The sequence below is a fragment of the Rhizobacter sp. genome (genome assembly GCF_046595475.1).
Lineage (GTDB): Bacteria > Pseudomonadota > Gammaproteobacteria > Burkholderiales > Burkholderiaceae_C > Rhizobacter.
Window position 1 is genome coordinate 1 of record NZ_JBKJOQ010000008.1, and the last position, 12,247, is coordinate 12,247.

The window sequence follows — 12,247 nt, forward strand, 5'->3', positions numbered from 1 at the left end:
CGAGGCGATTTCGATCTTCATGCCCAGGCCGGACAGAATCGCCGACATGTTGGTGATGGTCTGCTCAAGCGGCAGATCCTTGCCCGCGATATAGGTGCTCACGCTGGCATCCGATGGTGGCATCAGCAGTGCTTGAGCATCGGCATCCAGGCTCTCAACTTCCTCGATGACAAATTCGGGCCCGGCTTGCACCACCTTTTTCACCGTGCACCGATCGATGGAGCGCAAGATGCCGAGGCGATCTTTAGCGGAGATGTCCGCCGGCAATTCGACCTGGATCTTGAAGATCTGCCGGTAGCGGTTTTCCGGATCGACGATGTTGTTCTGCGACAGCCGGATATTCTCGGTAGGGATATCGCGAGTGACGCAATACAACTTCACAAAATAGGCCGCGCACAAGGCCGAAGAGGCCAGGAAGTAGTCGAACGGGCCGGGCGCCGAGCCGTCGCCCTTGTAGCGAATCGGCTGGTCGGAGATCACCGTGAAATCATCGAACTTCGCTTCCAGACGAAGCTTGTCGAGGAAGTTGACTTTGATTTCCATGGGGAACTCCAAAAATGTGTGCTGGATGATTTGCGCGCGATTATCCGGGGGCTGCTCTGCGCAGAGCCTCCAGCGCCGGCCCTTGCTGGGCCCTCAAGACCGCTGTGGCGACACGGCCACCCATCTGCGGCGGTATGCAGGTTCAACGGCGGCGCCATGAACGGCCGCGGCCAGCAACCGCTGCGTTGCTGACCTCGGACACTCTGGCCTGAGCGGGAGCAACGGGTCGGGAGTTCCAGTTCCCGACATGCGGGAGCTGCCGCTGGCCGATCCAAGTCGCCAGCCGATTGAGGTCATCCAGCCGAGTGCCGGGGAAGGGTCGGTTCCGGCGTGCAGCGGGTAGACACTTCGACGGACGCGCCACGCCCAGTCTCGGCAACCGCGGCCGTTCGATGGCCGAGCCGAATGGCGGTTCCTTGACCGCCAGATCGACACTTTTTTTCAGCTGCCACTGGCGTGAGTCTGCTCAGGGCGTTGGTAGGTGCCCATACGTCGCTTCGGCGGTCCCGACATCTGGATATTTCTCGAAGGACTTGACTGACCGCCCGCTTCAAATCCGCCCGAAGTGCGCGAACAGCAGCGCCAACACGACCACCGCCAGCACCGCGCTCACGCCTTTCCAGAACCGCACCGGGTTGCGCTCCGCCAGCGCCGGGCGTGTCTGGCTCAGGAAGGCGGCGCTCGGGTGGCGCAGGTCGTGCACAAACTCCGACAAGGCCTCGTAGCGCTTGAGTGGGTCCACATGCAGCGCCTTGCGCAGCACGCTGTCGAACCAGGCCGGGATCTCGCGGTCGTCATCGAGCACGGGGTCGTAGCGCAGTTGGCGCTGGGCCTTGGGCGTTCGAGATTTCGCCACCTCGGCGCCATAGGGCAGCCGCCCCGAGAGCATCTGGTAAGTGATGACGGCCAGCGAGAACAGGTCGGAGCGCTCTGTGCCCGCCTGACCCAAGAAGTATTCAGGCGCGGTGTATTGCGCGGTGCCGAGTAGGGGTTGGTCTGGCGCCATCGGCCCATTGCGCTCGGTGATGCCGGCCACGCTGACCGAGCCGAAGTCGATGATCTTCACCGTGCCCGTTCGGTCGATCATGATGTTCTCGGGGCGCAGGTCTTGGTGCAGCATCTCCAACCGGTGAAAGGCCTGCAGCCCTTTGGCCACCTGCTCGACGATGCCGCGCACCGTCTCAAGGTTGGGCCGGGGGTTGTCGACCATCCATTGCGCGAGTGTTTGCCCGTCGATGAACTCGGTGGCGACGTAGAGCGAGCGGCGCTCGCGGGTGGGCGGGCAGGGTTTGAGCACATGCGCGCTGTTGATGCGCCGCGCCACCCACTCTTCCATCAGAAAACGCTCTAAGTAGGCGGCGTCACCTTGCAGGTCGATTGACGGTGTCTTGAGCACCACCGGCCCCTTCGTCTCGCCGTCGGTGGCGAGGTAGATGTGGCTGCGGCTGCTGCCGTGCAATTCACGCACGATGGTGTAGCCGTCAAGCACCATGCGCGCTTCGAGCAGCTGCGGCAGCGGCAGCTCAGAGAGTTGCTGCTGCACTTCGGTGACGCTGCCGGTCTGGCTTGGCAGCGCGTCGACCACGACGATCTGCACGGTGAGGTTGTCACTGCTGCCGCGTTGAAAGGCCTCGCTGACGAGTGCGCGCGCGGTGGCATCAAGATCGTCACGGCCTTGCTCGATGGCCTGGGCGATAAAGGCTTCGTCCACATGCTCGTGCACCCCATCGGTGGTGAGCAAGAAGGTGTCGCCCGGCGCCACCTGCAGGGCGAGGTAGTCGATCTCGATGCGGGGGTTGAACCCCACCGCACGGCTCAGGTAGCTTTGCGATTCGGAGACACGCACCCTGTGGTCTTGCGTGAGCTGCTCGAGCCCGCTGCGGTGCACGCGGTAGATGCGGCTGTCGCCCACATGGAACACGTGCGCGGTGGTCGACTTGAGCACCAGCGCGCTGAGCGTGCAGACGTAGCCGCGGTCGTTGTCGTGGCGGTACTGGCTTTGCTGCGTCTTGGCGTGCAGCCACGAGTTGGTGGCGGTGAGCACGCGCTCGACCGACTTCTTCACCGTCCAGGCTTCTGATGTGCAGTAGTAGTCGTCGATGAGGCCCAGTACCGCAAACTCGCTTGCGATCTGGCTCACCTCGCTGCTGCCGATGCCGTCGGCCAGCGCGACCACGATGCCCTTGGAGCCGAGCAGCGCACCGGCGGGGGACGAGACGGCATGAAAGTCTTGGTTGACTTCTTTGCGGCCTTTGTCGGAATGTTGGCCGACGGAGATCTTCAGTTCATTCGCCATGCAGGTGTGCCATGAAAAAGCGCCCCGGGCCCTTGCGGGGCCGGGGCGCTTTCACTTTACTGGAAGGTCGCTCAGGCGGGGATCGCGCGCTTCGGTGCGGTGCGCACGTGCGTGGCGTACAGCGTGAGGCCGGTGAAGGTGAGTCCACCCACCAGGTTGCCCAGCACGGTGGGGATCTCGTTCCAGATCAGGTAGTCCATGATCGAGAAGTTTGCGCCTAGCAGCAGGCCCGAGGGGAACAGGAACATGTTCACCACCGAGTGCTCGAACACCATGAAGAAGAACACCATGATGGGCATCCACATCGCCACCACCTTGCCGGTGACGGTGGTGGAGATCATCGCGCCCACCACCCCGGTGGAGACCATCCAGTTGCACAACATGCCGCGCACGAAGAGCGTCAGCATGCCGGCGGCGCCGTACTTGGCGTAGCCCAGCGTGCGGGCCTCGCCGATGTGGCCGATCACCTGGCCCACCTTGTCGGGTGGGGTCGAGAAGCCATAGGTGAAGACGATGGCCATCAGCACCGCCACGGTGAAAGCGCCTGCAAAGTTGCCACAGAAGACGAGGCCCCAGTTGCGCAAGATGCCTTTGATGGTGACACCGGGCCGCTTGTCGATCCACGCCAGCGGCGTCAACACAAACACGCCCGTCAGCAGGTCGAAGCCCAGCAGATAAAGGATGCAGAAGCCTACGGGGAACAGCGCGGCGCCGACGATGGGTACGCCGGTCTGCACGTTGATGGTCACGGCGAACACCGCGGCCAGCGCCAGGATGGCGCCGGCCATGTAAGCCCGGATCAGGGTGTCGCGCGTGGACATGAAGACTTTTGATTCGCCCGCGTCGACCATCTTGGTCACGAACTCCGAAGGTACGAGATACGCCATTTCACTTCCCTCTCTCTTGGTGCATTGATGATGAGAACCGCCACGGATGTGCAAGATGTGGGCCAAATCAGTGCCCGCTAGCCTTGCTGCTGGCCGGCCTTATCGATTTGCCAGGCCGTCAGTCGCGGTTGGGCCTCTGGCTGTGCACCGATCACGTGCGCTCATGTGCACCGCAACGCAGTGATTTGGTGCAGGCGGCTGCAGTTGGCTTGTAGCGCTCAGAGGCTGCGCGCACGCTCCAACAGCAGCTCTCGCTCACGCGCATTGCCGGCCAGGCGCGCCGCGCATTCGAGCTCGGCGCGGGCTTCCTCGTTGCGACCCAGCTTGGCCAAGAGGTCGGCGCGCACGCTGGGCAGCCACTGGTAGTGGGCAAGCAAGGGGTCGTTGCGCAGGGTGTCGATGATCGCCAGCCCTTCGGCCGGCCCGAAGGCCATGCTGACCGCCACGGCCCGGTTCAGCGCGACGACGGGTGAGGGTGCGGTTTGCGCGAGCGCGTCGTACAGCGCGACGATCTGCTTCCAGTCGGTCTCGCTCGCCACCCGCGCACGTGCATGGCAGGCCGCGATGGCGGCTTGCAGCGCGTACACGCCGTGAGCACCTCCCAGGGCCTCGGCACGCGCGAGCGCAACCAGGCCGCGGCGTATCAGCAGGTGGTCCCAGCGCCCGCGGTCTTGGTTCAGCAGCAGCACGGGCTTGCCATCAGCGTCGGTGCGCGCCGCAGTGCGCGAGGCTTGCAGCTCCATCAAGGCCAGCAGGCCGTGCACCTCGGGTTCGTCAGCGGCCAGCCCGGCCAGCACGCGGCCCAGGCGCATGGCTTCATCACACAGTGCCGGGCGCATCCAGTCGTCGCCAGCAGTGGCGGTGTAGCCCTCGTTGTAGATGAGGTAGATCACCTCTAGCACCGAGGCCATGCGGTCGGCGAGCGTGTCGCCACGCGGCAGCTCGAAGGGCACCTTGGCGGCACTGAGCGTGCGCTTGGCGCGCACGATGCGCTGGGCAATGGTGGGCTCGGGCAACAGATATGCGCGGGCGATCTCGGCGGTGGAGAGCCCACCCAGCAGCTTGAGCGTGAGCGCCACGCGCGCCTCGGTGCTCAGCACCGGATGGCAGGCGGTGAAGATCAGGCGCAGCAAGTCGTCGCCGATGGTGTCGGCGCGGCTGGCGTCGAGGGCGTCGACGAAGTCCGGCACGATCAGTGCCTCTTGCGCTTCGAGCTCATGGCCGATCTCTTCGTGCTTGCGCTGCGCGAGCTTCTCGCGGCGCAAGCGGTCGAGCGCGCGGTTCTTGGCAGTGGCCATCAGCCAGGCGCCCGGGTTGTCGGGCACACCGGCTGCGGGCCAGTGCTCCAGTGCAGAGACCAGTGCATCTTGCGCCAGCTCTTCGGCCAGGCCGACATCGCGCACCATGCGCGCCACGCCTGCAATGATCTTGGCCGCCTCGATGCGCCAGACGGCTTCGATCGCTTTGTGCGTGGTGCTCTGCATGGTGCTCAGTGGGGGGGCGCGGCATTGGGGTCCATGTACATCAGCTCCCACACATGGCCGTCCAGGTCTTCGAAGCCGTGGCTGTACATGAAGCCGTAGTCTTGCTTGGCATTGGGCGCGGCGCCACCGCCGGCCAGCGCTTTGGCCACCAGGGTGTCGACCTCTGCCTTGCTCTCGCACGACAGGCAGATCAACACCTCGGTGCTTTTCTTGGCGTCAGAGATGGGCTTCTTGGTGAAGGTCTGAAAGAAGGGCTCGGTCAGCAGCATTGCGTAAATGGTGTCGCTGATCACCAGGCAGGCGCCCTGGTCGTTGCTGAACTGCGGGTTGAAGCTGTAGCCCAGGCTCTCGAAGAAGCTGCGCGAGCGTGGCAGGTCTTTGACGGGCAGGTTGACGAAGATTTTCGTGGTCATATGGCCGGTCCTTGGGTTCGTGTCGTCTGTGGGGTTCAGGGGCGCTCGGCGAGTGTCTTGAGGCTTGCGAGGCCGGTCTCGAAATCGCGGCCGATCATCTTGTCCATGTTGATGAACACGCCCATCAGTTTGCCGATGAAGGGGCTTTGGCAGTGCATGGCCCAGGTGACCTGTGTGGCATTGCTGCCAAGCGGTACCAGCGTGAAGGCGATGTCGTTGTGGGCCTCCATAGGCGAACTCATGTCGAGCTTCATCGACACGCGGTTCGGCCCCGCGGGTTCGACGATCGAGATGCTGCCCTTGCCTGCGCTTTTGTCGCCGTCGAAGTCAAAGGCCGAGCCCGGGCCGGTCGCGGGGCCGCGGTAGGTGACCGTCATCGCCACATCCTTCTTGTTGTAAGGGTTCCAGGTGTTGAAGCTGTGCAGGTCGTTGATCAGCGGGTGAACCTTGTCAGCGCTGGCCTTGATGAGCGCTGAGCGTTCGATGTGCATGCTGTCGGGCCGCGTGGCCGCATAGAGCAGCAAGGCTGCGATGGCCACGGCAATCACGATGGCGATGGTCTTGATCATGCTGATGCACCTTCGCCGAAACCCCTCTCGCGAGAGCGCTCGAAGGCCCCGCCGGGTTTGAAATCTTCCGGCTCGTACATCTGGCGCACCTCGATCTCGGCGTCGCGCAGCGCGCCCATGGGCGCCGGGAAACGGCGCGTCCATTCGACGGCTTCTTCACGCGAGCGCACCTGGATGATGGTGTAGCCGGCGACGAGCTCCTTGCTCTCGGCGAAGGGGCCGTCGATGAGCTTGCGCTGGCTGCCGCTGTAGCGAATGCGCCAGCCCTTGCTGCTGGGCTGCAGGCCGTTGCGGTCGAGCAGCACGCCGGCCTTGGCCAGGTGCTCGTGGTAGTCGGCCATGGCCGTCATGAGCGCTGTTTCGGGCACCGCGCCCGCTTCGCTGTCGGGTGTGATTTTGACGATGATCATGAATCTCATGTCAGTTCTCCTGTGGGTGTGGAAGTGGGGTTCACATCCACACGACGAGCGAGAAAGCGCGAAATCGACAAGGCCAAGTCAAAAAGACCCCTGGGGCACGCACAGGGCACCCCACTCAACAAATTCAACAGAACTTAAGAATCTTGACCCATGAAACCCAGGCGATCTTTCAGTCGTAGCAAGGCGCCACGGCGCGTACTTCGACCGTGCACCACTGGGCGGCTGGGCAACTGGCGGCGACGGCGATGGCTTCTTCACGCGTGTCGCAGTTGACGAGGAAGAAGCCGCCGATCATCTCCTTGGCTTCGGTGAATGGGCCGTCAAGCACCTGCGGCTTACCGCCGCGCACGGCCACGCGCGCGGTGTCGGCGTCTTGCGTTTTGAGCGACTCACCGGCCAGTAACACGCCGCGCGATTTGAGGTCTGCGCCCCAGCGCAGCATGCGGTCATAGACCTCATGGCCTTCGGCGGGGCTGCGCTCCAAGCGCTGGCCGGTCTGCTCTACGATCAACAACATGTATGGCATCGCTACCCCTTGAATTTGATGTGGCGGCACGCCGCCGAGCGCGAAGAATAAATCAAGGAGCGTGGCGGGCTGAGGTGAAGGGCGCAGTTTTACGCCGCCCCTCATTCAGCCGGCAATCCGAGCGCGGTCGCCGCCAGCATCAGCAACGTCAGCAGCGCGTAGCCCGCCATGCGCAGCCTCGCGCCATCGGTGCGTGCAAACCAGGTCGCCAGCGCGCATTGCAACGCGTAGTAAAGGGCAAAGGCGCGTGAGGCATAGCTGATGATTTCGTAGACGTTGGCTGCCCACGTCAGCAGCAGCGCCAGCGCGGCGAGGCCGACATAGGCCATGCGCGAGTGCACCCGGCCACGGCTCATCTCTTGCACCAGGCCGCCACAGCCGTTGGTGTCGGCCACTGCGGCGCTGAACTGCGCGGCCAGGGCGGCCAGCACCAGCAACATCGGCAGCAGGCTGGCAATCGGGGCAGTCAGCCCGATGACCGCGGTCTCCTTCAGCGGCACGTTGGCCGCGTCGAAGACGAGGCCGGCGAAGCCGATGTAGACAAGGTAGATCGCCGCCGAGAGCCACTGCGCGTAGCGCATGGTGCGTATGCGTGTTGCCGCGTCATAGCCTTCGCGCAGATAACGCGACGTCTCGAAGCCCTGTACCGTGATGATCAGCCCGAAGGCCAGGCGCAGCGAATTCCAGTCGAAGTGCCCGCTAGACGCCGGCAGTGCACCGTGCCGCCACTGGCCCCAGGTGTACAGCCCCATGCCGCCCAGCAAGCCCGCGATGACTGCCAGTTTCAGCGCCACCGATACCGATTCGGCCCGCTCCAGCCCGGCCAGGCCGCGCGTCCAGCCCAGCACTGCGATGGCCACGATCACGCCGCTGCTGAGCGCCTGCGCCGCCCATTTGACATCGGGCAGCACCATGCTGAGTGCGAAGGCGCCGAACAAGTTCAGGTAGTAGCACACCGAGATCACATAAGCGAAGGCCAGCGCCCACTGCGACACGCGCTCCAGAGCGGCCGCAGGCCCGGGCAGATCGGCGGTGGCGATCATCGGCGCGCTGCCGCTCGACAGCGCGTGGATGTTGAAGCGGATGGCCGAGCCGATCAGGTAGGAGACCCCACACAGGCCGGACATGACCCACACCGCACGCTGGCCGAACTCGCGCACCAGCAGCGGAGCCAGCACCAGGAAGCCGCTGCCAATGATGGAGGCCAAGGGCGTGACGGTGGCACGCCAGTCGCGCGAGCGCCGCACGCGCGGAAGGCACAACACGGCAGCCGCCAAGCCCACAAGCAGCAACACCAACACATTGGCAGTCATGTCGGCGTGAGACGGCGCAAAGGCATGCACAAGAGGTTAGCAGGGGCCAGTTGAATGCTGCCCGTTGACGGCTTCGGGCTCATGCCTTGTAAGAACCGCCCGGCGTTTTCACGCCACGAGCCGCACGTTGCCGCACAAGCAACCACCGGCGAATCGGCCTATCTTGCTGCTTCTCTGAATCAAGCGAGCGTGAAGGATGGCGCGCATTTGCCCAGGCCAGCTCTGCGCGCACATGCCGGAACCCCAGAGAATGCTTTTACAGGTTCGCCACCCCGGTGAATTGAAATTTTGGAGGCACCCGATGTTGACCAAGTTCCTGAGCGCCGTTCTCACCCTGAGCCTTGTCGCAGCCCCCATGGCGTTGGTGCCCAGCGTGGCGCAGGCAAAAACCGAGAAGCAACTGCGCGACGAGGCCAAAGGCAAAGCGGCCAAGCAAAAGTCGGCAGACAAGTCTGTAGCCAAGAAGCGGGCGAAGAAGTCCGCCAAGAAGTAACCCGAGCAGCAAAGTCACTGTCAAACGGCGGCTGCGCCTGAGCGACAGCTGCCGCTTCTTTCTCTAAGGCGAGGCTGAATAAGTCCCCGCGAGGCGGCGCGCCTCGGTTTGGGATGGACTTCAAGGCGCAAAGCGCAGCGATACCCGCAGGTATCGCGAGCATTTGCAACGCCGCAGGACGCCCAAAGCGAGGATGCGCCGTTCGCGAGGACTTATTCAGCGTTGCCCTAAGCCTCAGGGCTTGTCGAGAAGCTCGGCAAGCTGGTCGAAGGTGCCGCCGTAGCCCTGCGCTAGGCTGCCTGATGAGCGCAGCTCATCGAAGAACTTGCGCTCGGCCTCGACTTCGCCGAAGGGCTCTGCTTGCAAGGTCACCGTTGTTGCGCCGCCCTGTTCTGTGAAAGTCACGGTGTTCTGAATTTCCAGAGGGCAGCTTTCGCTGAAGGGCGCTCGCGCGATACCGCATCGCTCGTTGGCAAACGAGTTGAGCCACACCAGGCGTTCCGGCGCCGCAATCTCGCGGTAGTTGAACCTGCCCCACATCGTGGGTGCATTGCCGAACTTCATCGCGTAGTGAAAGAATCCCCCCGGCCTGAACTCAAGGCGCAACACGTCGACGGAGCAGCCGCTGGGCCCCCACCAGCGCTTGAGTTGATCGGCGTCGCTCCACGCTTTCCAGACAAGGACACGGGGTGCCTTGAACTGGCGTGTGATGGTGAATGAGGTTGGGTCATCGCGTGCGGTCATGCTTCTTTCCCTTCGATGAGACGGGCAGTGTGGTGGATGGCAAAAAACGCGTCTAGCGCTATCGAAGCGGGCCACCGACTGCCAAAGTCTTGCTGCGGCCGCGCGCCGGTTTCATCCTAAAGCTGTACGCTGCGCGGCTGGGTGCGTTGGCGCAACCCTGTTCAAGCAAAGGAGTCATGACATGGCCAAAAACACGATTTGTGTCTGGTACGAACGCGATGCCGAGGAAGCCGCCCGCTTCTACGCCAAGACTTTCCCGAACAGCAGCGTGGGCGCGGTGCACCTTGCACCGTCTGACTACCCCGACGGCAAGAAGGGCAATGTGCTGACGGTTGAGTTCAACGTGGCGGGCATACCGTGCATCGGCCTCAATGGCGGGCCGGCGTTCAAGCACAGCGAGGCGTTCTCTTTCCAGATTGCAACCGACGATCAGGAAGAAACCGACCGCTACTGGAGCGCCATCGTGGGCAACGGTGGGCAAGAGAGCCAGTGCGGCTGGTGCAAAGACAAATGGGGTGTGAATTGGCAGATCACCCCGCGCGCGCTGACCGATGCGATGGCCAAGGGTGGAGCTCCTGCCAAGCGTGCCTTCGAAGCCATGATGCCGATGAAAAAGATCGACGTCGCCGCGATCGAAGCAGCCGTTCGCGGCTGACCCACTGCGCCCGCACGCGCGGGGGCGGCGTGTGGCCCGGCGCACCTGACAGGGGGGCGCCGGGCCTGCGAACGCTGAGTTGGTCAGATGCTCAGGCCGTAGTAGCTGTTCACCCGCGTGCCGTATTCGGGCGTGTAAGCGGGCATGTCGTCCAGTGGATAGTGCGGGGCGTTTTCGAGCGTGTCCTTGTCCAGCGGCACCACATAGCCGTCCTTCACGGTGTCGTACTTCAGCATGTTCCAGGGCAAGGGGTAACGATCGGTTCCCATGCCGAGGAAGCCACCAAATTCGAGTACGGCGTAGCGCACTTGCCCGGAGTGCTTGTCGATCATCAGGTCGTCAACCGACCCGAGCTTGTCGCCAGCCGTGTTGTAGACGTCGGTGCCCTCGACCTTGTCCGAGGAAATCACGTCGCCTTGGGTGATGGAAGTTTTCATGTCTGTTCTCCTGTTGCCAAAAAGGTGATCCCGCGTAGGTTTGCGGGGTTGCCGCGAGCTGCGACCAACAATTCGTTTGTCGCGCGGGTAGCGATACGGGTGGATCAGCGTCGTTGCCGAATCGATGTAGGACGAGGGCGCTGTGGCGCATGTCAAAAGACGCAGGCCACGGCGCGGCTGCGAACGCCAGTGAGGGCTGAGCCGGAGCGCCCCCGGATCCCGACTTACCCGAGGGCCTGCCGCGGGGAAGCTCAGGCAACGCTTTCACACACTCACGCAAGTCCTTATTTTTGCTGCATTTTTTTGTGACAAGCCGCTGCAGAAAACAGCGCTAAGTACTTGATTCCATTGATTTTTCTTTTACACATTCCGTTGACCCAGGCTCATCCCATGAGCTAAAGTGCAATTAAGTGCACTCAAGTGGGTTTTTGTGGCAAATATCGTGTTTCAGGGGCCTGCGGGGCTGACGCTGGACGGCAAGGGGCGTATCGCCATGCCGTCGCGTCACCGCGAAGTCCTGTCCGCGATGGGCTGCCACCAGCTCACCATCACCAAGCACCCCGAGGGCTCCTTGCTGATCTTCCCGCGCCCCGCGTGGGAAAACTTTCGCGAGCGTGTGGCCGGCCTGCCGATGGAGGCCAGCGGCTGGAAGCGGGTGTTCCTTGGCAATGCGATGGACGTCGAAATCGACGCCTCGTCGCGCGTGCTGATCGCCCCCGAGCTGCGCGCCGCTGCCGGCCTCACGCGTGACGTGATGCTGCTCGGCATGGGCAGCCACTTCGAGCTGTGGGACTCGGCCCGCTACGCCGAGCACGAGGCGCGCGTGATGCAGTCGCCGATGCCCGATGCGCTGAAGAGCTTCAGCTTCTGAGCCATGTCTAAGCTGGCTGCTACTTTCGAGCACACGACGGTTCTGTTGAACGAGGCCGTGGACGCGCTCGTCACCACCCCCGACGGCATCTACCTCGACGGCACCTTTGGTCGCGGTGGGCATGCACGCCTGCTGCTGTCGCGGCTGTCGCCTACGGGAAGGCTGGTGGCGATAGACCGGGATCTACAGGCCGTTGCGGCTGCGACAACAGGTGCAACGCGGGTCGATGACCCGCGTTTTTCCATCCATCACACAAGCTTCGCGCACATGGTGCCCACCTTGGCCGCGCTGGGTGTGGACAAGGTGCATGGGCTGTTGCTCGATCTGGGCGTGTCTTCCCCGCAGATCGACGATCCCGAACGTGGTTTCAGTTTCCGTTTCGACGGCCCGCTGGACATGCGCATGGACACGACCCGAGGCGAAAGCGCCGCGGATTTTCTGGCCCGCGCCGATGAGCGCCTTATCGCGGAGGTGATAAAGAATTATGGCGAAGAACGGTTTGCTCTCTCGGTTGCAAAGGCGCTTGTTGCTCGGCGCGAAAGCGGGAATCCTGTTCGAACCACAGCACAACTTTCCGAAGTCGTGGCTGGCGCGGTC

At 63.4% G+C, this 12,247-nt stretch carries 15 protein-coding genes; 4 read left to right on the plus strand and 11 right to left on the minus strand.

The window, feature by feature from the left end; all coding sequences use genetic code 11:
* From AC30QB_RS01760 to AC30QB_RS01800, 9 genes are all read right to left on the minus strand, one after another.
* On the minus strand, nucleotides 1-543 hold a 543-nt coding region (locus AC30QB_RS01760; protein ID WP_489544468.1), incomplete at its 3' end, for an OsmC family protein.
* A 550-nt stretch (nucleotides 544-1,093) separates the two neighbouring features.
* Nucleotides 1,094-2,839 carry a bifunctional protein-serine/threonine kinase/phosphatase gene (locus AC30QB_RS01765; protein WP_489544469.1) on the minus strand — a complete coding sequence of 582 codons (1,746 nt, stop codon included), beginning with the start codon at nucleotides 2,837-2,839 and terminating at the stop codon, nucleotides 1,094-1,096.
* A gap of 71 nt (nucleotides 2,840-2,910) precedes the next feature.
* Nucleotides 2,911-3,726 carry a formate/nitrite transporter family protein gene (locus AC30QB_RS01770; protein ID WP_489544470.1) on the minus strand — a complete coding sequence of 272 codons (816 nt, stop codon included), beginning with the start codon at nucleotides 3,724-3,726 and terminating at the stop codon, nucleotides 2,911-2,913.
* A gap of 218 nt (nucleotides 3,727-3,944) precedes the next feature.
* On the minus strand, nucleotides 3,945-5,210 hold the full coding sequence (locus tag AC30QB_RS01775; protein ID WP_489544471.1) for an RNA polymerase sigma factor: 1,266 nt from the start codon (nucleotides 5,208-5,210) through the stop codon (nucleotides 3,945-3,947).
* Nucleotides 5,211-5,215: 5 nt separating this feature from the next.
* Nucleotides 5,216-5,623: a VOC family protein gene (locus AC30QB_RS01780; protein WP_489544472.1), complete on the minus strand. Its 408-nt coding sequence runs from the start codon at nucleotides 5,621-5,623 to the stop codon at nucleotides 5,216-5,218.
* Between the two features lie 35 nt (nucleotides 5,624-5,658).
* On the minus strand, nucleotides 5,659-6,192 hold the full coding sequence (locus AC30QB_RS01785; protein ID WP_489544473.1) for an SRPBCC family protein: 534 nt from the start codon (nucleotides 6,190-6,192) through the stop codon (nucleotides 5,659-5,661).
* The gene (locus tag AC30QB_RS01790) at nucleotides 6,189-6,611 is read right to left on the minus strand and encodes a YciI family protein (protein ID WP_489544474.1); all 423 of its coding nucleotides are present in this window, start codon (nucleotides 6,609-6,611) and stop codon (nucleotides 6,189-6,191) included. Before AC30QB_RS01790 ends, AC30QB_RS01785 begins: the two co-directional genes overlap by 4 nt.
* 169 nt (nucleotides 6,612-6,780) lie before the next feature.
* A complete protein-coding gene (locus AC30QB_RS01795; RefSeq protein ID WP_489544475.1) occupies nucleotides 6,781-7,137 on the minus strand; it encodes a YciI family protein in 357 nt (118 codons plus the stop codon).
* Nucleotides 7,138-7,238: 101 nt separating this feature from the next.
* Complete coding sequence (locus tag AC30QB_RS01800; protein ID WP_489544476.1) at nucleotides 7,239-8,450, minus strand: hypothetical protein; 1,212 nt, start codon at nucleotides 8,448-8,450, stop codon at nucleotides 7,239-7,241.
* Nucleotides 8,451-8,682: 232 nt separating this feature from the next.
* Between AC30QB_RS01800 and AC30QB_RS01805 the strand changes: the two genes are divergently transcribed.
* Complete coding sequence (locus AC30QB_RS01805) at nucleotides 8,683-8,943, plus strand: hypothetical protein (RefSeq protein WP_489544477.1); 261 nt, start codon at nucleotides 8,683-8,685, stop codon at nucleotides 8,941-8,943.
* Nucleotides 8,944-9,177: 234 nt separating this feature from the next.
* Here the strand turns inward: AC30QB_RS01805 and AC30QB_RS01810 are convergent, their stop codons facing one another.
* Complete coding sequence (locus AC30QB_RS01810; protein ID WP_489544478.1) at nucleotides 9,178-9,687, minus strand: SRPBCC family protein; 510 nt, start codon at nucleotides 9,685-9,687, stop codon at nucleotides 9,178-9,180.
* Between the two features lie 181 nt (nucleotides 9,688-9,868).
* Here AC30QB_RS01810 and AC30QB_RS01815 point away from each other — a divergent pair, with 181 nt between their 5' ends.
* The gene (locus AC30QB_RS01815; protein WP_489544479.1) at nucleotides 9,869-10,342 is read left to right on the plus strand and encodes a VOC family protein; all 474 of its coding nucleotides are present in this window, start codon (nucleotides 9,869-9,871) and stop codon (nucleotides 10,340-10,342) included.
* A gap of 83 nt (nucleotides 10,343-10,425) precedes the next feature.
* Here AC30QB_RS01815 and AC30QB_RS01820 read toward each other — a convergent pair whose 3' ends face one another.
* Nucleotides 10,426-10,779: a PRC-barrel domain-containing protein gene (locus AC30QB_RS01820; protein WP_489544480.1), complete on the minus strand. Its 354-nt coding sequence runs from the start codon at nucleotides 10,777-10,779 to the stop codon at nucleotides 10,426-10,428.
* Between the two features lie 442 nt (nucleotides 10,780-11,221).
* Here AC30QB_RS01820 and AC30QB_RS01825 point away from each other — a divergent pair, with 442 nt between their 5' ends.
* Nucleotides 11,222-11,650, plus strand: a complete 429-nt coding sequence (locus AC30QB_RS01825; protein ID WP_489544481.1) for a division/cell wall cluster transcriptional repressor MraZ — start codon at nucleotides 11,222-11,224, stop codon at nucleotides 11,648-11,650.
* 3 nt (nucleotides 11,651-11,653) lie between these two features.
* The coding region (gene rsmH, locus AC30QB_RS01830) for a 16S rRNA (cytosine(1402)-N(4))-methyltransferase RsmH (RefSeq protein ID WP_489544482.1) at nucleotides 11,654-12,247 on the plus strand (594 nt) is incomplete at its 3' end.